This window comes from Bernardetia sp., from assembly GCF_020630935.1.
In the GTDB taxonomy this organism is placed as follows: Bacteria; Bacteroidota; Bacteroidia; order Cytophagales; family Bernardetiaceae; genus Bernardetia.
The window spans coordinates 53,188-73,274 of record NZ_JAHDIG010000014.1; the positions used below are offsets into that span (position 1 = coordinate 53,188).

Below are 20,087 nucleotides of genomic sequence, written 5' to 3' on the forward strand. Positions count from 1 at the left end.
GAGCACTACATTACGGCTGTAGAGGTTACAGGTTTGACTCCTGTCGGATTCACAATCAAAACCCTGTTTATTTGATACAAAATCATTTGAACAGGGTTTTTCTTTTTTATAGCTTTTGATAGACTTTTTTCACAGATAATTTTGTTAGCTTTATACAATCTTGGCTGTCAATGTTAAAAATTTTGACTTATATTTAGAATAACGAAATACAAAGAGCTGGAAGCCTAAATACATATTGCTCACTCGGCACAACTGAGCAAGAGTGGAATAAAACACGCTCTATATTTATTTCTTAAACAAATTCAGATTATAAATTAGTATCGTTTCAAAACATTTTTGACCTTTTTTTGCAAGAGAAAATAAAGTGTAGTTACTTTGTTGCTGCTTAAAAATAAACAACACGCAACTAAAAAAACAATGAAAAATGTAGTGGTACTTGGTGCTGGGCGTTCGTCGTATGCACTTATAGATTATCTATTAGAACACAGCAACGAAAATAACTGGCATATTGAAGTAGGAGATTTGGATATTTCTCTAGCCAAGCAAAAAATAAATGGACATAGCAATGCAACAGCTTTTCAGTTTGATGTTTCCGATTTAGACGATTGTAGAAAAATAGCAAAACGTGCAGATTTAGTTATTTCGCTTCTACCTGCTTTTCTACACGCACCTGTAGCAGAAGTTTGTGTACAAGAATCTACTTCTATCTTTACAGCTTCTTATGTTTCGCCACAGATGGAAAAATTGGATGGCGAAGCCAAACAAAAAGGGCTTTTACTTCTCAATGAAATCGGTCTTGACCCTGGAATAGATCACCTTTCGGCAATGCAAGTATTGGATAAAATACGCCAGCACAATCGTTCAGAAAATGAAAAAGCAGAAATTACAGCTTTTCGTTCTTTCACAGGAGGACTTTTAGCCCCAGAATCTGATAACAATCCTTGGAATTATAAATTTACATGGAATCCTAGAAATGTTGTGTTAGCAGGTCAAGGAACGGCAAAATTTATTCAAAACCATCAATACAAATACGCCCCTTATCATCGCCTTTTTTCCTACTGCGAGCCGATTGAATCAGAAGAGTTTGCGCAAGTAAACAAGGAAGATGAAAACTATAAGTTTGAAGGCTATCCCAATAGAGATTCTCTAAAATATCGTTCGGTTTATAACCTAGATAGCATTCCAACACTCCTTAGAGGAACAATTCGAAGAAAAGGCTTTTGCAAATCTTGGGACACTTTCATTCAACTAGGAATGACAGATGACTCTTATAAAATTGAAAATTCAGATACGCTCACTTATAGACAGTTTGCCAATATGTTTTTTAAATATGATGCTTTCTTGTCTTTGGAGGAAAAACTAAAAGAAATATACAATTTCTCTGACGAAGAACTCAAGAAGTGGGAATATCTAGGCTTTTTTGAAGATAAAAAAATAACACTTCCCAATGCTTCTCCTGCACAAATTCTGCAACATCTTTTAGAAGAAAAGTGGACACTTGACCCACAAGACAAAGACATGATTTTGATGCAACACAGAATTAAGTACAAGTATCAAAACAAAGCAAAAGAACTTACTTCTTCACTTGTCGTTTTTGGAGATGATAGTGAACATACAGCGATGGCAAAAACAGTTGGACTTCCACTAGCCATTGCAGCAAAACTCTACTTAACTGGAAATTTGAAATTAAAAGGCGTGCAAATACCTATTCATAAAGAAATTTATGAGCCTATTTTGAAAGAACTAGAACAGCATGGAGTAGTTTTTAAAGAAGAAATCAAGGAGATTGAAGAGAGTGAGCTTTATTCTTAGGAATTATTTAAAAAGTAAAAACTTTCTTTCTCATAAAAAACTCCCAAGACTACAAAAATAATCTTGGGAGTTAATATTTTAAAAAATGGTTTGTTAAACCAATTTCTCCAAAATTCTACTCATAGAACATTCATAAACCAGTTTCGCTTTTAGTTCTGAAATTGGAATACGGATTTGCTCTGTCGTATCTCTGTAACGGAGTGTAACAGTATTGTCTTCCAACGTATCGTGGTCGACAGTAACACAGAATGGCGTTCCGACAACATCTTGACGAGCATAACGCTTTCCAATCGATGCGCTTTCTTCATAGAATGTTTCCAAATCCAAATTCAAGTCTTTCAAAATTTCTTTTGCTTTTTCTGGTAATCCATCTTTTTTGGTAAGAGGGAAAACAGCCACTTTCGTAGGAGCAAGTGGAGCAGGGAAAGAAAGAACAATACGTTTTTCTGTTTGTCCTTTGTCATTGGTAGATTCAATTTCTTGGTAAGCATTGCTCATCACAGAAAGGAACAAACGGTCAAGACCAATAGATGTTTCAATTACATAAGGAATGTAGTTTTCTTTGGCTTGTGGGTCGTGGAAACGAAGTTTTTTCTTAGAATACTCTTCGTGTTGTTTTAAATCAAAGTCTGTACGAGAGTGGATTCCCTCCATTTCTTTCCAACCAATCGGATAATTAAACTCAATATCTTCGGCTGCATCAGCATAGTGAGCAAGTTTGTCATGAACGTGGAAACGGAGTTTTTCGGCTGGTGTTCCGATAGCCAAATGCCATTTGTGGCGATTTTCTTTCCACTTTTCAAACCATTGTTTTTGTGTCCCTGGTTTGATAAAAAATTGCATTTCCATTTGTGTAAACTCACGCATACGCATAATAAACTGGCGAGCTACAATCTCATTTCTAAATGCTTTTCCTATTTGTGCAATTCCAAACGGAGGTGCCAAACGGCTTGTTTTCTGAACATTTAGATAGTTTACAAAAATCCCTTGTGCTGTTTCAGGGCGCAAATAAATTTCATTCGAATCAGCATCTACAGAACCAATTTGTGTAGAAAACATCAGATTAAACTGACGTACTTCTGTCCAATTAGCCGTTCCAGAGATTTCACAAACAATATTTTCTTCAATAATCAAGTTACGAACCCCTTCTAAGTCTTCCTTCTTCAAAAAGTCGTTCATTTTATCTACTAGAGCTTGCCCTTTTTCCTTGTCTCCTTCTTTTTCGTATTGTTCTGCTCTGTTTTCGATAAGCTGGTCGGCACGATAACGCTTTTGAGAATCTTTGTTATCAATCATTGGATCATTAAAGCCCTCTACGTGTCCAGATGCATGCCAAGTAGTAGGGTGCATAAAAATAGCAGCATCAATACCAACAATATTATCATTTAGGCGAGTCATGGCAAGCCACCAAGCACGCTGCAAGTTGTTGCGAAGTGCAGAGCCATTTTGTCCGTAATCATACACAGCTTGTAAACCGTCGTAGATTTCAGAAGATTGGAATACAAAACCGTACTCTTTACAATGTGAAATTATTTTTTGAAAAAGCTCATTTTCTGGGCTTCCTTTTTGTTTTTTCTTTTTTGTCTTTGTGCTTTCCATGAAAGTGTTTTATGATAAATTAAAATTTCTTTTTAAATAATAGGCAAAGATAAGGATTCTATATGAATTGGTCTTAAAAATAAGTAATCGCTCTAGTAAAAAAACAAAGTAGTACAACTAAAAAAAATATAACTTACTCAAAAATCACTTAACAATGTACAGTAAGTAAAAAATAATTTGTACATTGAAATACCAAAATTTACTTATCGTAAACATTAACTACTATGAGATTCAATACAAAAATATCTCTGTTATTAAGCATTTTTATTTTTACCTTCCTTACTTTTTCACTTCTACATGCCCAAAATCCTCATTTTCGAACATACAGCATACAAGAAGGCTTACCTCAAAGTTCTGTGTATTCTCTTTTGATAGATAATACTTCACAACTTTGGATAGGAACACAAGGAGGTGTAGCTTCTTTCGATGGACAAAACTTCACTACTTACACACAAAAAGAAGGCTTAGGAGACAATCACGTAACTACAATTTATCAAGACAACGATAATCAGTTATGGGTAGGACATCGCTACACAGGAATTTCTATAAAAAAAGGAAATAGATTTATAAATTTTGGAGGAGATACAATAAAGACCGTAAATACATTACTTAAAACTAAGAAAAATGAGCTTTTAGTGGGTACAAACACAGGTTTATTTGTCATAGATACAGAAAAAAATGAGGTTACTTCGCATCATTTCAAAGCAAATTTTGTAAGCCAAATTTTCACAAGAAATAATGAGATTTTTGTAGTCGGAACAGGTGGATTATTAAAATTGGATACAAATAATTTTTTACTTGACTCGTTACTAACCCCTTCAGACCTAAACTCTCAAGCAGTAGGTTTTGCTAATGTTAAATTTATAGACAATAATACGCTTTGGGCAGCAACAAGAAATGGACTATTTAAGGTATCACTGCAATCTGCAGGAAAAGCAACTATTTTAGAAAAATATACGGTTAGTGAAATTTCTATCCTCAACGGAATTAATTCTTTAAAAATAGCAAATGACAATAGCCTTTGGGTAGCTACTATGGGAGGTGCTGTTCATATTAAAGACAAGAGAATTGAAACATTTACTACTCAAAACGGACTAGCAGGAGCGCAAGTAGCAAGCATAGAGCAAGACCACGAAGGGCAAATTTGGATGGGTACACACATGGGAAAAGGACTTTCACTTTTCTTGGGGCGTTATTTTGAGCAAATTAAACAAGCAGAAGATGAAATTGTATTGGCTACCACCGTCGATAACGAGGGAGGCGTTTGGACAGGCACACTTAAAGGAGTATATCGTTATACTTTTACAGATAAGTATCAAAGCAACATTGCCAACGTAGAAAAAATGGGTATTTTTCAAAATCAAGTCGTCAATGCTCTCTATACAGATTCTAGGGGGTTAGTTTGGTTGAGTACGAGGGGAAAATTAGCCTGTTACGACCCTAAAAATAAACAGATTACAGATTATTCAAAACTGATAAATATTCAACCGAATACAGGAATCACTTCCATAAATGAGGATAAAGATAATCATATTTGGGTCTCTGCTTTTCGCCAAAAGTGTATGCGTCTTACCATGGAAAATGGAAAGGCTGTTTCTAAAAAAGATTTTACTACAAATGATGGACTGGTTAGTAACACTATTTGGTCGCTCTACAAAGATAATCGGGGAAATTTATGGTTTGGAAGCAATGACAATGGACTGTCTTGGTACGATGGAGAAAAGTTTTACTCACTTACTGAAAAAGATGGTTTGCCAAACAATCGTCCTGCTTCTATTACTCAAGATATAGACGGTAACATGTGGTTTGCCAGCATTGGAGGAGGAGCTTTTAGATACGATGGAAAAGACTTTAAAGTTTATACCACAAAAAATGGAATTACATCTGATAATCCCTATTTGATTGTTGGGGACGATTTAGGACAAATTTGGATAGGTACAAACAATGGTGTGAACTGCATCAATCCTAAAACAGATGAAATTAAAGTCTATACATTTAAAGATGGCTTTACAGGAACTGAAACCAACCAAAGTGCTACTTTTAAAGATAAAAATGGGAATTTATGGTTCGGAACAATCAACGGACTGATGAAATGTAACCCTACTCTGTTTGAAAAAAATACGATACCTCCCCCTATTTTCTTAGAAAATGTTCGATTGTTTTTAAGAGATACTGTTCAAATAAATAATACCACACTTGATTATAACAAAAATTATCTAACCTTTAATTTTAAAGGAATAAGTTATAAAAACCCTTCGGCTTTGCGTTATCAGTATCGCCTACAAGGACTAGATGCTCAATGGTCGCCACTTACAGAGGCAACTTTAGCTACTTATACAAGCCTACCTCATGGAGATTATACGTTTGAAGTACGTGCTATCAATGCTGATAATGTGATGTCTGAAAACTATGCCACCACTTCATTTAGCATTGCTCCAGCATTTTGGAATCGCCTTTGGTTTCAAATAGTGGCAGGACTTTTAGTTTGTTTAGTGGTTTGGGGAGGGCATAACTTGCGAATGAAAAAAATCAAGAATGACAAACTGCATTTAGAACGCATCGTAGAAATACGAACAGAAGAAATCAATGCTCAAAAAGAAGAAATAGAAGCCACAAATAGCTCCTTGATAGAAAGGAACGCTGAAGTTATGCAGCAAAAAGAAGAGATTTTGGCACAACGAGATGACCTTGATATACAAACCAAACAACTTTCAGCCATTTATCTGCAATCTGAAAAACAAAATAAAAAAATTAGCCAAAGCATTCGTTATGCTCAAAGAATTCAGCAAGCGATGTTACCATCAGATAAACTTTTGTCAAAAATGATTCCCAATCATTTTGTCTATTATCAACCTAAAGATATTGTAAGTGGTGACTCGTACTGGATAGGAAAAACAAAAGATAAAATACTTATTGCAGGAATTGACTGTACAGGACATGGTGTTCCAGGGGCAATTATGTCAATGGCTGCCAACTCGGCTCTTACACAAGTAGTAGAAGCAGAAGGCGAATGGCAACCTCATAAGGTATTGAGCAGACTTCATGTACTCATACGTCAGAACCTATCTCAATCTGAAACCAACATCAAAGATGGGATGGATATTATTTTGTGTGCATTTGATGCCACTACTGATAAAGCCATTTCCTCTGACAAGCACGAAATGTATTTTGCAGGAGCAAAACGTCCTCTTATTTATGTTCAAGATGGCAAATTAAATACTATAAAAGGCGATCGTCATTCTATTGGTGGCGAAGAATCAGACATAGAGTTTACTTTACATACACTCACTTCTACTAAAGACACTACTTACTATCTTACGTCTGACGGTTATCAAGACCAATTTGGAGGAAAAAACAATAAAAAATTGGGCAGACAGGCATTTTATGATATGATACATAAAGTCTCAAATCAGTCGTTGGAAGAGCAAAAAGAATATTTTACTGACTTTATGAAAAAGTGGAAAGCAGAAGGCAATGAAGAACAAATAGATGACCAATTTATTTTAGGTTTCAAGTGGAGCTAAAAACCCATCTTATCTCTTTTTATAACTTCTGTACTGTGCTTGGTAGTGATGCTGCCTATATTTGCTGGCTTTTTGTTTTTTCTTGTCATCTTGCAAATATTTTTCAATTACCTATGCTGTTTTCTCTATGAAAATATTTTTTCTATGAAAACAAACTTATTAAAAGCAATAAACTTTCTTTTAAGTAAACGCACTTGGTCAGCTGGAAACTCTTTTATAACTATTTTAGAAGCATTTTTAACATCATCTTTTGCTTTTACGAGTCGCAGTAAGAATGTCGTTATTCTTTCTTTTTTAGAGAAAATAAGAGGAATACTTATGCTTTTGTGGCTTCTATTTTTTGACTTTAGATGAAGATAAGTAAAATTATCTGTTTCATACTCTAGTTCAAACTCTTTTATCTTTTTGATATCTAAGAAAACAGCAACATTATGCTTTTCAAAATATAAAAACAGGTCATGATTGAAAATCCCGAAGGTTACTGAACTATCTTCTTTTTCATTGTTCTTTAATATTAATTTCTTTTTCTTGATTTTTTTGTATTGTTGTGATAAAGCAAATACAAAAGTTGTTACTATATACCCCAACACCACAAAGATTTTAGCTTCTATTGTCTCTAAAATAAATGACAAAGGAAGTACAGTAGCAAAAAGTAAAATAAAAGTAAATATTCCTGATTGAAAAACTACGTCTGTCCAGTCAATTTTATTGTCCAATTTCTTTTCTGTTGTATTTTCCAATTTTGTTATACTACTAGCAATTTTCATCAATTTATTATATTGAATTGTTCCATACTGGAATGCTGAGGCTAGGTTTACGTCCACTTTCTTCTCTGTAGGTTCAAAATCAAAAAATAATTTTAAACATGCTTGTGGAGAAATAGCTATACCTACAAGGGTAATAAAGTTGGGCTGAATAAGAGCTATATTTAAAAGTAAAGTTTTGGACTTAGGAAACTTTTTAAGTGTATTTTTTTGCCCACAATGCTCTCTTTTTATGTAGTTCCAAGATTCTTTCAAAAAAGCAGACTTACACCTTGCACAAAAAACTACTTCACTACCTATTTCTATCAAATCACCTGTGATGGGGTCTTTACGTTCTTCTTCTAAAAAATTATGATGTGTTTGTTTATCTATTTTATGAATGTGCATTTCCTTACTATGTCTTAAAAGCAAAAATTAGTATAATAATTAAAACTATTTTCCTTTATATAGACGTTATCTATATAGTTTGGTTGAGTTAAAGTGTATCTATACTTTTGTATGTAACTTTACTACTCCAAAGCAAACCACTCAATTCACTAAAACACAATTCATTATGAAATTTTCTACTCCAGACAAAATTATTTATATCATTAGGCACGGACAGACAGAATACAATCGTTTAGGTCTTGTTCAAGGTTGTGGCATTGATTCCAACCTAAATGATGTCGGCAGGCAACAAGCAGATTTATTTTTTGAAAATTACAAAGACATTAGTTTTGACAAAATATATACCTCTATGCTTCAGCGCACACACCAAAGCGTAAAAGGTTTTTTAGATTTAGATTTACCTTGGGAAAAGCTCATAGGTTTGAATGAGGTCAGTTGGGGAGACAAGGAAGGACGAGAAGTTACAAAAGAAGAAAATGATGCCTATTACGAAATGTTAAAAGGATGGCGAAATGGCGAACTTCATTTGAAAGTAGCTAATGGAGAAAGTCCATTAGAAGTAGCAGAAAGACAAAGAGAAGCCTTAGAAGTAATCTTATCACGTCCACAAGAAAAAAATATTTTGGTATGTATGCACGGAAGAGCTATGCGAATACTTCTTTGTCAGCTTCTGCGCCAACCTATTTCTGATATGGATGATTTCGAACATTCCAACTTGTGTCTCTATGTATTGCATTATCATTACGACACACATCGTTTTACTCTAAAAATAGCTAACGATACAGCTCACTTAGAAGAAATGAATGTTTCTAAATAAAATTTAAGAATTTATTTTAGGTCAGCACCAATATATATTTAAGGAAGTTTAATTTAGTGTAATTATTAGAACTAATCTCAATCTATAAAAAAATAAGGCTGACCTTTTCGGACAGCCTTATTTTTTTTTTTTGCAAGTAAGAATAGTTTATTTCCTAATCAAAGCTCCTACTTCTTTTTCATAAGCAGCAATAAGACGTTGCATAGTTTTGTCAATCGTTTTTTCGTCTAATGTCTTGTTTTTGTCTTGTAAAGAGAAAGCAACAGAATATGATTTTTTTCCTTGCTCAATTTTATCTCCTTCATAAATATCAAAGACAGTAACACCTTGTAAAATTTTACGCTCTGTTTTTTGAGCCACTTTCTCTAATTCGGCAAAGGAAACTTTTTTATCTAAAACTAAAGACAAATCACGACGCACCACAGGGAATTTTGAAAGTGCAGTAAACTCTTTTGGCTTTGCTTTTTGATTCAATAGTACTTCCCAACGAATTTGAGCATAAAAAACTTCTGTATTTGTCTCTGTTAATTTACAAAGTTTCTTTTTCACAAGCCCCATTTTTAAAATTTGCTCAAAAGAATCTTTACCAGTACGTTTTTTGAGTTCAATACCATATTGAAGCTCATTGTCTTCTTTTAGCTTTTCTTGTTCAAAATCCGAAACATCAAAACCTACCGTCTTCAAAATTCTTTGTACTACGCTAGAAAGCTCAAAATAATCGACTGAAGTAGCTTTCTTATTCCAAGAAGATGGTGTAGAACCTGCTAAGAAAACACCCAATTGCCACTCTTCAAAATACTTGTGTTCTTCATCTTTTGGCTCTTCTATTTTGTGATAGACTTTTCCAAACTCAAAACCTTTGATGAGTTCTTCCTGTCTATTCAAATTTCTTGTAATACTTTCCAAACCTCCAAAAAGCAAACTCTGACGCATTACATCCAAATCTTCACTAAGTGGATTAAGCATTTTTACACTTGTGTTTTCTATGCCTAAAGCCTTAGCATAATTTGATGAAGTAAGTGAATTGTTCATCATTTCAGAAAAGCCCATTCCTACCAAAACATCAGCCGTTTTCTTACGAACTTCTTGGTCTTTTGAAAGTGATGGTGCAATATAATCGGTTGCAGCTGTCTGTGGAAAGTCAATGTTATTTAGTCCATAAATACGCAATACTTCCTCTGCAATATCAGCAGGTTGGAGTACATCTACACGATAGGTTGGAACTGAAACTGTTACATTTTCATCTGTTTCATTCAGAATTTCGATATCCAAATCTGTCAAGATGCGTTTTACCTCATCCTTAGGAATTTCATTTCCGATTAAAGTATTTAAGTAACTATAAGAAACATCAAATACTGGATTTTCAATTTTTTGAGGATATAAATCTGTAACTTCGCTAAATGTTGTTTGCTCTGTTCCTGCTACTTCTTGAATCAACAAGGCTGCATATTTTAAAGCATACAAAACATTACTTGGGTCAGTTCCACGAGCAAAACGGAATGAAGCATCTGTAAAAAGGTCATGAATTTTAGAAGTCTTACGAACAAAATCTGGCGAAAAATATGCTGACTCCAAAAATACATTGGTTGTGCTTTCAGAAACACCTGAATCAAATCCTCCAAAAACACCAGCGATACAGAGAGGATTCATTTCTGCATCACAAATCATCAAATCATTTTCAGAAAGTTTGTAAGTCTCCTTATCTAAAGCTACAAACTCTGTTTTTTCTTTCAGTGTAGAAACTACAATTTTATTTCCTTTAATTTTATCTGCATCAAAGGCGTGCAAAGGCTGTCCAAAAGAATGCAAGACATAATTTGTAATATCTACGACATTATTGATTGATTTCTGACCAATACTCTCCAAAGCCATTTTGAGCCACGCTGGAGAAGCTCCTACTTTTACATTTTTTATCGTAACTCCTGCATATCTCGGACAAGCTTCTGTGTTTTTTATTTCTACTTCAACGGCTTCATTTTTACTAATCTTTTTTTCTAGTTTTTCAAAAGATTCTATTTCTGGCTTACACAATGGCTTTTTCAAACGTGCTTTCAAGTCTCTAGCTGTGCCATAATGTGAGGCAGCATCTACTCGGTTTGGTGTAAGACCAATTTCTAAGATAGTATCATTTTGCAAGTCAAAAACTTTACTTGCAGGCGTTCCATTCGTAGACTCTGCTTTTTCTCCTTCCAAGACTAGAATTCCGTCGTGTCCTTTTCCCAATCCCATTTCGTCCTCAGCACAAATCATTCCCTCCGAAACTTCTCCTCTAATTTTTCCTTTTTTGATTTTGAAAGGTTCACCTTCTGTTGGGTAAAGCATTGTACCAATAGTAGCAATAATTACCTTTTGACCTTTAGCGACATTAGGCGCACCACAAACAATATGCAAAGCTTCTTTTTCTCCAATATCTACTGTCGTTACACGCAAACGGTCTGCATTTGGGTGCTGCTCACATGTCAAAACTTCGCCTACAACAAAACCTTCCAAACCTCCTTGTACTTGTTCAAAAGTTTCAATACCTTCTACTTCCAAACCCGTTTCTGTAAGATACTCTGCAATTTTTTCAGCAGATTCTTCCAATTGAATATATTTTTTAAGCCAGCTAAGTGAAATGTTCATAGTTATCAGTTCTGTCTTAGTTGACATAAATGCCAACAAGACCTATTTTTAATATCTAAATATGTAGTTTTTTTAGTAGATGCGAAGGTAAGAAGAATTTTATGAATTATCTATTTTAAGTCTCAAACTTAAACAGCTTCATTAAAAAAAGGGCTAATCTAACTAATCTATTATTTTGCTTGTCTATTTTTTTCCTTCTTTTTGAAGTTATCTATTGAAAAATATGATTTACTTAAAAGGCAGAATCATTAGCATAAATAATTACTTTGTTCTTCAATTTTTTATCTATACTAAGATATAAAACTAATGCACTTTCTTCATCTCTAGTTCCTCTTTTTTTGAATAAATACTATTTTATTGCCACAAAAATTTTCAGACGAAACATAAAAAAAAGCCTTTCATTGAGTCAATAAAAGGCTTTTTAAAAATACTTTATCTAAACTTACTCTGCTGTTTGAGCTTCTTCCACTCTTGGTGCTACTACATTTTCTTTACAGTTGTCTAGCATAGATTGGAACATTCCAATAATATCTGTCAATTCATTTAAGAAGAAACGATGTGGGTGGATTTGAATAGTATCGCCTTCCAAACGTAAGAAAAGCCACTGCTCCCCTGTAGTTACACAGCCATAAATTGTAGTGATCTGATTGTCTTCACGCTCATTAAAAATATCTGCTGCAATCATTTGAGCTACACATTTTCCTAATCCCAAATCGATATTGTTCTTGTATGCCTGTACAATAGACATTACTGGCGAAGAAATAGAGTACGACTCAGCACCCATTGAAAGAATCACATCTGAAGGTCCAGCCAATCCCTCACGAGGTTCAACATTAAAATATTCTCCTGAATAAATATTAAATTCTTTATTATTTCTTTTACGCAACTCCAACAAAACTGGCATCAAAATAAACTCTGTACGTGCTTTTTCTGTCTTGATAGGAAGGTCAGCCGTAATTTCCATAGTCTGTTTCAACCAGTCACTTGGCTCAAGCGAAGTTATATTTTCAAATAAATCTTTTTGTACTTCATTGAGGTTAAAACGTCTTTTAATACGGTCGAAGCTGAATTTATTGTAGTTCATAAATTCTCTTTTGTTGTAACGAGAGTAATTACTTCTTCCGTTGTAGTTTGAATTATGTCCGTTTCTTGATTGATAGCCACCATTATTGTGGTTAGATTGGTAGTCTCCGTCAGAAGAACGAGAACTTGAGGAATATTGATTTGAACTTTCTTCTTGATTTCTTGAACGATTTGGGTACTTAGGTGTTTTCATTATTATTTTAAATAAATACTATTACTATTAAAGTAAACTAAATTGAAATTACTATATAAAATTAAATATAAGCTACTACGCTTCTTCTTTTTGAATTTGATTTTTTTAGGATAAAATACTATTATTTTTCTTGTCTTTCTGTTATTTCTTTTAACTATTATGCTTTTTCGTGGCTTGATAGAAAATAGATTTTACAAATCTGCATTGTCAAAAATAACAAAAATTTGAATAAAATTAAAAAACTCATTGCAAACAATATATTTATACTGACAGTATATTTGTTTTCTAACCTCCTGTATTGGTAGAGTTTTCTTCGGCTGGGCTAGTGGTTTCTTTTAATTTTTCGTCTGCTACTTCCAACAATCTTTTTGCATATTCTTGCTCTTTACTACCTTCATATTTAGTAACGAAAATATTTAGCTTTTCAACATATATAGGCAAAGGTTCTATATGTGAAGCACTCATAATTCGGAGCAATTCTATCTTTGCATTATAACTATTTTGAGGATAATCGGTTCTTATCTTATCTAATTTTTCAATTGCTTTTTCGTACTGCTTCTCTGAATACAAAGTATAACTTTCCTCATAAAGTGTCGTAACGATAGTGTCATTAGCAGCCGACTGTTCCAAATAATCTGGATTAGAAATCAGCTTGGCAAAGGTAGATTCTGGATATTTTGTCTGTAACGTTTTTTCATAGCTTGCCACATCACACTTTTCCAAGGTTTGATTCTCCAAACACATTTTACGCAAAATAAATAGAGCCTCTGGGATATTCTTGTTTTTGGGATATTCTTTTATAAAACGGTCAAAGGTAGCTCTTGCATTTCCATCTTCTTTGAGTTGATAATGATAGACTTTGCCAAGTTCAAATAAAGCCCCTTCAATTTCTTGTTCCAAAAGTGTAATTTCTTCTTTCGTAGAAGGTACTTCTTTAAGTCTTTCCTCTACTGTCGCCACTGTTGCATACAAGTTTTCTTGTTCTGTTTTGCTATCTGCCATAGTTGCTGTTGTTTCTACAGTATTATCAATAGCACTATTGACTTTATTACTTCTACGCCAGTTGTCTTCCAAGGGACGATTTTTCCACACTCTTACAAATGTATTTTTACCTTGTCTTACGGCTTGTTCATTATAAAAATACCATATTTGTGCAGTATTATTGTTGTTTGCAAACGGATTGGTTGCTCCTTGATTGACTAGATTTCCACTTTTGGCTGCTTGCTTGGCTGCTGCCACTTCTTTATCAATTTGAGCTTTTTCTTCTGCAATTTGTTTCTCAAAATATTTTACCAATTCCTCCTGCGACATTTTAGAAAGACTTATTTTTGTGTCAGCTCGTTGCAAAACGTCGTATTGTTGAAAAAATTGATTCAAAATCTCTCCTCTTGCAGCAATTTCATCATAATTACGCATTTCCTCTGTACTTATAGCCAATGCAGAATCGTAATACGCATTTGCTTTGGCATATTTACTTTCAGCATAATAGAGTTCTCCCATTCTGACATACGTATAGGCTCTTTGTGCTGAATTATTGGAAGGCTGATTTAAAGATTCTTGCAAGAGTTCGATGGCTTCTTTGGTTTTTCCTCTTTTTTGTGCAAAGCCAGCCATTTCATAATAAATACGGTCTTTATACTCTTCATTTTTTTGGTCTTTCAAAAGCTTTTCAAAGTATTTTTGTGCTTGTTTTATATCTTCTGCACTTGTCCCAGCCACTTGTGAGGCATTGAGTTGGGCATTAAAAACCATTTCATATTCTGGGTGGGCTTTTATGCTCGCTTCGTAATTTTGATACGCTTTTCTGTCAAACTTATTTACATTGATTGTATTATCATTTACTCCTTCTTTGGCTTTGTTCTGATAAATTTGACCTAAAATAAAGTGATAACGAGCTTTACCAGTCTTATTTTTTACATAAGGTAGAGCCAACTCTAAATAGGCTGCTGTTTTATCAAAATCATTTATGGTTCTGTAATAGTGTGCCGAAACCAAATAAAAATCTTTGATGTTTTCTTCTGAAAACTTATCACCTTCTTCAGAAATATAATCCATTGTAAAAGAGGCTTGGTCTAAATTACCACTCTCAATAAATGAACGCATGAGCCAAATCAAGGCAGCATGTTTTACGTCCAATGCTTCACTATTTCCATTCAAATATTTAAAAGAATTGATAGCATTTCTATAATCTGCTTGGTGCAAACGAGCTTTTCCAATCAGAAGATAAGAATCGTCTGTCCAGTCGCTTTCTGGGTGGCGTTGGATGGGTAGTGATGCCTTTTCAATCACATAATCTAGTTCGCCTTTAAAAGCTCCCATCGAAACACTATCGATAGCTGGCAAAACTGTTAAGACGTTATTAAAATCACTTTTTTGCTGTTTATATGTATTTTTATAGACTTCATCAAAACGTTCTTTAGCTAAAAAATAAGCATTAAAACGAGAGGCTGTATTTCTATAAAACTGACAAGAGGTTAGTCCTCCGAATATGAAAGATGAAGAAATAAGAACTACTAAACTTATATTTATCTTTTTCTGAAATGTTGATAGGTTCATTTAGACGAAACTGAGGTGATTATTTAGTTATTTTTTATAAACGTATAATTATATCATCCAATTATTTTTTACTGTTTTTACTATCTATTTTTTATATAAACCCTAAGGGTTTGGGAAACCCTTAGGGTTTATAAATTACTTCTTCACTTTCTTCTTTTTCTCTTTTTTAGCCTGTCCATTCGTTGCCTTTTTAGGCTCTAACTCTAAGAATGGATATTTGTAATCTGTTGGAGGATTGAAAGTTTCCTTAATCGTTCTAGGGCTTACCCAACGCAAAAGATTCAAATAAGAACCTGCTTTGTCATTCGTTCCAGATGCTCTAGCTCCACCAAATGGCTGCTGACCTACAACTGCACCTGTTGGCTTATCATTGATATAGAAATTACCTGCTGCATTTTTGAGCTTCTTAGTAGCCAGTTCTACAGCTGTTCTGTCGTGAGCAAAAATAGAACCTGTAAGCGCATACGGAGAAGTTTGGTCAGTAAGCGTAAGAATATCCTCAAAATCATTTTCTGGATAAACATAAATTGTAAGTACAGGACCGAAAATTTCCTCACACATCGTAACATATTTTGGATCTTCTACCTTCAAAACAATTGGTTCAATGAAATACCCTTCTGATTTGTCGTAATTTCCACCTGCAATTACTTTGACATTTTTGTCTTTCTTTGCATTATCGATATACTTAGCAATTTTGTCAAACGATTTTTCATCAATAACGGCATTTACAAAATTTCCATATACTTCTGGAGAACCTACTTTTATTTCAGAAAGCATTTCAGTCATTGTTTCTTTTACTTCCTTCCAAATATTTTGAGGAATATATGCTCTTGAAGCAGCCGAACATTTTTGCCCTTGGAACTCAAATGCTCCACGAACGAGTGCCGTAGCCACTTGTTTTGCATCAGCTGTGTGATGCGCCACAACGAAGTCTTTTCCTCCAGTTTCTCCTACAATTCTTGGGTAACTTCTGTATTTATTGATATTTTTTCCAATTTCTTTCCAAATTGTTTGGAACACGCCTGTGCTTCCTGTAAAGTGGATTCCTGCAAAATCTTTATGATTGAAGATTACATCACCTGTTTCAGGTCCATCTGTAAAAATAAGGTTGATTACACCAGCAGGCATACCTGCTTTCTCAAAAACCTCCATAATTACGTGTGCAGAATAAATCTGTGTAAAAGCGGGTTTCCACACTACAACATTTCCCATAAGAGCAGCAGAAGCTGGCAAGTTTCCTGCAATGGCTGTAAAGTTGAATGGTGTAAGCGCAAATACAAATCCTTCTAACGGACGGTATTCCAATTTATTCCAAATGCCATCTGAAGAAACAGGCTGTTTTTCATAGATTTCTTGCATAAAGTACGCATTGAAACGCAAAAAGTCTATAAACTCACATGCCGAATCAATCTCTGCTTGAAACGCATTTTTAGACTGTCCTAAAACAGTTGCTGCATTGATTTTAGCACGATACTCTCCAGCCAAAAGGTCGGCAGCTTTCAAGAAAATAGTAGCACGGTTTGTCCAAGGTAACTCTTCCCAAGCTTCTTTTGCTGCAAGTGCTGCACGAATAGCTTGCTCTACATGTCCTTTATCTCCATAATGAAAATGACCAAGCGTGTGTTTGTGGTCGTGAGGAGGAGAAAGACGCATTTTTTCGTCTGTACGAACACGCTCTCCACCAATTACCATCGGAATATCTAGCTCTTGACTACGCAATTCTTTGATAGCTTTTTTGAGTGCTTCACGCTCTGGAGAACCTGCACGGTATTCTAAAACAGGTTCGTTTATAGGAAAAGGAATATTAAAAATGGCATTTTGCATATCTTAAAAGGTGCTTTATGATTGTTGTGTGGAATGATTAAAAAGTTTCTATAAAAATACAATGAAGCAAAAATACAAAACGGATTTGAGAATTGGTAATTTTGAAATTATATTGAATCAGACAACCGAGAGACAGAGAAAAACGTAAATGAATAGATTATCCAATATAGACTGAAGTTATAAAAAATGACCATCCACACTTTAGAAAAAGAAAAACACAGCGATTTTTTGACACAAAATAGAATTGACCCAATTACTGGCGATGTATTGCAGGAAGGGGACAGCGTTGTTATTTGTGCTAGTTGTAAATCAGCTTTTTTGGCTGACTCGTGGGAGTATATGGGGAGAAGGCATTGTGAGCAAAGTATTACATTGAAGAAGATACCAAATAAGAAAATTTTACTGGCTAAAAAATCAAAAGTTTACCCAAAAAAAACTATTTCTGTAAAATTAATAGGCAATAGAAAAGCTGCTGAGAAAATTAGTATTCCCTTTTCTATTCTACTTTTTTTTTCTTATATACTTTTATACATTAATTATTCTATGAAAGGGCTCAACTTTTTATATGGCTTTATATTTTTGGCTATGATAGAACGGATGGCAAATCTTGTACTTTGGATAACTCAAGATTATGGAGAATATTTAGATATACAAAGTAAAAAACTATCATTATCTCTCAATGATAAAGAATGGGAAAATAATATTCCAATTGATTCAATTGATTCAATAGATTTTATTAACTATTACAAATCTAAAAAGTATTGGTTTTATAAAAAAATACAGCTAGAAGATGATAAAATTTATACATTAGTATTTTTTCTAAAAGACAAAACAAAACTTAAATTTCTACTGACTAAAGAAGAGTTAAATACTATAGGAAATAAAACTAATCTTTTAAATAGATTTGATAGAGGCTATATCTTATCCTCAGCTTTTAATTAAGAGTAATCAAGCATAAAAAATGACCATACACACCTTAGAAAAAGAAAAACACAGCGACTTTTTATCACAAAACAGAATTGACCCCATTACTGGAGATATATTGCAGGAAGGGGACAGTGTTGTGATTTGTGCTAGTTGTAAATCAGCTTTTTTGGCTGACTCGTGGGAGTATATGGGGAGAAGGCATTGTGAGCAGAATATTACACTTCAAGAAGTTCCTACAAACGAGGCAGTTAGAATAGAACGTTCTTATTTGATTGATTTGGATGGAATAAAAGTTAATGCTAGTATTAGTGAAGCTACTACGACAATGCTTCCCTATTCGCTTTCAGCATATATTTTATGTTTTATTCTTGACTATTTTTACCATTTTGACCCATTTTGGCATGTCTTAAATACAGCCAATATGTTTCATTTCTCGTCTCTTTGGATTAGAACAGGTCTTTCCTCATATAAAAGTACACTTAAAATTGAAAACAACTTTTTGTTTTTTGACAAGCAACAAACAGAAAAAAACACGTTGTCTGCTGAAAACATAAAAAATGTTGAAATTTATAAATCTAAACGTCATAGTTTTATGAATACAATAACAAGTTTATTTTCTTCCAAAACATTAGGTTATACTATCAAAATCACTTCTAAAAATAACTTGATATATAAGTTACTTCTTCAACAAAAAGAGATAGAGCGAATAGCTAAAGAAACCAATCTTATTCAAAAATTCAGTAAAAACACTCTTGCTTTCTTACCAACAGAAAATCAGAGAAGTATCCAACATAAAAAATGACTACTCATAATGGATAGAAGACATTGTGAGCAAAGTATTATTTTGAATAAAACATATAAAGAAAAAATGTAAAAATGGATGAGTCTATTTTTAAATAACACAAATCAGTTTTAGTAATTTTTGAAGCAATGTCCAGTTTTGTGTTAAAGTTTTTTACAATTTATCTTACCTTTCTATTATCCCCATTTCCCTAATCAAAATATTGATTATTATAGGTTAAGTCTCTTGATTAAATTTTATTAGATTATTCTTCTAATTTTTGCAATTACAATATTGCATACTTCACAAATACATCTCAAACTGATACAAAATTTTTTTTAAAAAAAACAAACAGACTCTTCGTCAAACTCTTTGTACTATATCTAATATTTAAGCCAAAAAATAAAGGCAGTAATTTTACTCATTTTAGGTATAGTAAGTCAATATTTATTGCTTATCCAACAATATTTTTCTACTTTGTAATCAAGAAAACATCAACATATTGTACTTTTCTAACATTCTATTTAAGCCTGTGAATAATTCATTTATAAACAATTTTACCAAATTATGAACAACATTTCACTCTTTGAGTCTGTAACATCAAGGCAGATGATACACCTTGATATTAAAAACTACTTATCTAAAATAATAAATACTAACTTCAAAAAAAACATAGGATATAAATTTATTTTATTTCTCTTTGTATTTATCTTTTACTCTCAAAACATCCAAGCGCAATACACAGAACTGACAGCAGGAGGAACATCTCCTTTGTCTAACAAAACAAATTCAATTCTTAAATCAGGTAATGTAAGCTATATGCTTTCTATTGATTATGATGTAGATGGAGATATTGATTTTATTGTAGCAAATTCGACAGGCTCTGGTTGGCACTTGTTGAGAAATGATAGTGGAGTTTATAACGAAGAAACTGCAACAACTATTAATCTAAGCCCAGCAGTAAGTGGTGGTACTCCTTTTGCAGAGCCTTATGATTTTATAGTAGTAGATTATGACGGAGATGGAGATGATGATATTATTGACCCTTTAAAAGGAGGAGATGATGATGCTGCCATATTTAGAAATGATGGTGCTGGAACTTTTACAGAACTGACAGCAGGAGGAACTTCTCCTTTATCCAATAAAACAAATTCAATTCTTAAATCAGGTAATGTAAGCTATATGCTTTCTATTGATT

12 protein-coding genes are annotated in these 20,087 nt (G+C 33.5%); 6 read left to right on the forward strand and 6 right to left on the reverse strand.

Translation table 11 applies throughout. The annotated features are described in order from the left end of the window. Positions 1-417: 417 nt before the first annotated feature. A complete protein-coding gene (locus QZ659_RS06000; protein WP_291723409.1) occupies positions 418-1,812 on the forward strand; it encodes a saccharopine dehydrogenase family protein in 1,395 nt (464 codons plus the stop codon). A gap of 93 nt (positions 1,813-1,905) precedes the next feature. Here the strand turns inward: QZ659_RS06000 and QZ659_RS06005 are convergent, their stop codons facing one another. Further along, positions 1,906-3,411: a glycine--tRNA ligase gene (locus QZ659_RS06005; protein WP_291723412.1), complete on the reverse strand. Its 1,506-nt coding sequence runs from the start codon at positions 3,409-3,411 to the stop codon at positions 1,906-1,908. Positions 3,412-3,635: 224 nt separating this feature from the next. On the opposite strand from QZ659_RS06005, the gene QZ659_RS06010 reads away from it, so the two are divergent. Then, positions 3,636-6,935, forward strand: a complete 3,300-nt coding sequence (locus QZ659_RS06010) for a two-component regulator propeller domain-containing protein (protein ID WP_291723415.1) — start codon at positions 3,636-3,638, stop codon at positions 6,933-6,935. A 125-nt stretch (positions 6,936-7,060) separates the two neighbouring features. Here QZ659_RS06010 and QZ659_RS06015 read toward each other — a convergent pair whose 3' ends face one another. Beyond that, positions 7,061-8,086, reverse strand: a complete 1,026-nt coding sequence (locus tag QZ659_RS06015) for a hypothetical protein (RefSeq protein WP_291723418.1) — start codon at positions 8,084-8,086, stop codon at positions 7,061-7,063. A gap of 166 nt (positions 8,087-8,252) precedes the next feature. Here QZ659_RS06015 and QZ659_RS06020 point away from each other — a divergent pair, with 166 nt between their 5' ends. Further along, positions 8,253-8,903: a histidine phosphatase family protein gene (locus QZ659_RS06020; protein WP_291723420.1), complete on the forward strand. Its 651-nt coding sequence runs from the start codon at positions 8,253-8,255 to the stop codon at positions 8,901-8,903. 147 nt (positions 8,904-9,050) lie between these two features. Here QZ659_RS06020 and pheT read toward each other — a convergent pair whose 3' ends face one another. The 4 genes from pheT to pruA form a co-directional block, all read right to left on the reverse strand. After that, positions 9,051-11,552, reverse strand: a complete 2,502-nt coding sequence (pheT, locus tag QZ659_RS06025) for a phenylalanine--tRNA ligase subunit beta (protein ID WP_366935847.1) — start codon at positions 11,550-11,552, stop codon at positions 9,051-9,053. Between the two features lie 415 nt (positions 11,553-11,967). Continuing rightward, entirely contained in the window at positions 11,968-12,801 is an 834-nt protein-coding gene (locus tag QZ659_RS06030; RefSeq protein ID WP_291723425.1) for a hypothetical protein, read from the reverse strand. A 285-nt stretch (positions 12,802-13,086) separates the two neighbouring features. Continuing rightward, positions 13,087-15,357 (reverse strand): tetratricopeptide repeat protein, encoded by a 2,271-nt coding sequence (locus tag QZ659_RS06035; RefSeq protein ID WP_291723428.1) that lies wholly within the window; start codon positions 15,355-15,357, stop codon positions 13,087-13,089. Positions 15,358-15,492: 135 nt separating this feature from the next. Beyond that, a complete protein-coding gene (gene pruA / locus QZ659_RS06040; RefSeq protein WP_291723432.1) occupies positions 15,493-17,181 on the reverse strand; it encodes an L-glutamate gamma-semialdehyde dehydrogenase in 1,689 nt (562 codons plus the stop codon). Between the two features lie 186 nt (positions 17,182-17,367). Here pruA and QZ659_RS06045 point away from each other — a divergent pair, with 186 nt between their 5' ends. The 3 genes from QZ659_RS06045 to QZ659_RS06055 all read left to right on the forward strand — a co-directional run. Next, positions 17,368-18,123, forward strand: a complete 756-nt coding sequence (locus QZ659_RS06045) for a hypothetical protein (protein ID WP_291723435.1) — start codon at positions 17,368-17,370, stop codon at positions 18,121-18,123. Between the two features lie 19 nt (positions 18,124-18,142). Further along, the gene (locus tag QZ659_RS06050; protein WP_291723438.1) at positions 18,143-18,910 is read left to right on the forward strand and encodes a hypothetical protein; all 768 of its coding nucleotides are present in this window, start codon (positions 18,143-18,145) and stop codon (positions 18,908-18,910) included. Between the two features lie 546 nt (positions 18,911-19,456). Next, on the forward strand, positions 19,457-20,087 hold a 631-nt coding region (locus QZ659_RS06055; RefSeq protein WP_291723441.1), incomplete at its 3' end, for an FG-GAP-like repeat-containing protein.

Coding starts and splice junctions, on each gene's coding strand:
- QZ659_RS06000 (WP_291723409.1), top strand. CDS start 418: ATGAAAAATGTAGTGGTACTTGGTGCTGGGCGTTCGTCGTATGCACTT.
- QZ659_RS06005 (WP_291723412.1), bottom strand. CDS start 3,411: ATGGAAAGCACAAAGACAAAAAAGAAAAAACAAAAAGGAAGCCCAGAA.
- QZ659_RS06010 (WP_291723415.1), top strand. CDS start 3,636: ATGAGATTCAATACAAAAATATCTCTGTTATTAAGCATTTTTATTTTT.
- QZ659_RS06015 (WP_291723418.1), bottom strand. CDS start 8,086: ATGCACATTCATAAAATAGATAAACAAACACATCATAATTTTTTAGAA.
- QZ659_RS06020 (WP_291723420.1), top strand. CDS start 8,253: ATGAAATTTTCTACTCCAGACAAAATTATTTATATCATTAGGCACGGA.
- pheT (WP_366935847.1), bottom strand. CDS start 11,552: ATGTCAACTAAGACAGAACTGATAACTATGAACATTTCACTTAGCTGG.
- QZ659_RS06030 (WP_291723425.1), bottom strand. CDS start 12,801: ATGAAAACACCTAAGTACCCAAATCGTTCAAGAAATCAAGAAGAAAGT.
- QZ659_RS06035 (WP_291723428.1), bottom strand. CDS start 15,357: ATGAACCTATCAACATTTCAGAAAAAGATAAATATAAGTTTAGTAGTT.
- pruA (WP_291723432.1), bottom strand. CDS start 17,181: ATGCAAAATGCCATTTTTAATATTCCTTTTCCTATAAACGAACCTGTT.
- QZ659_RS06045 (WP_291723435.1), top strand. CDS start 17,368: ATGACCATCCACACTTTAGAAAAAGAAAAACACAGCGATTTTTTGACA.
- QZ659_RS06050 (WP_291723438.1), top strand. CDS start 18,143: ATGACCATACACACCTTAGAAAAAGAAAAACACAGCGACTTTTTATCA.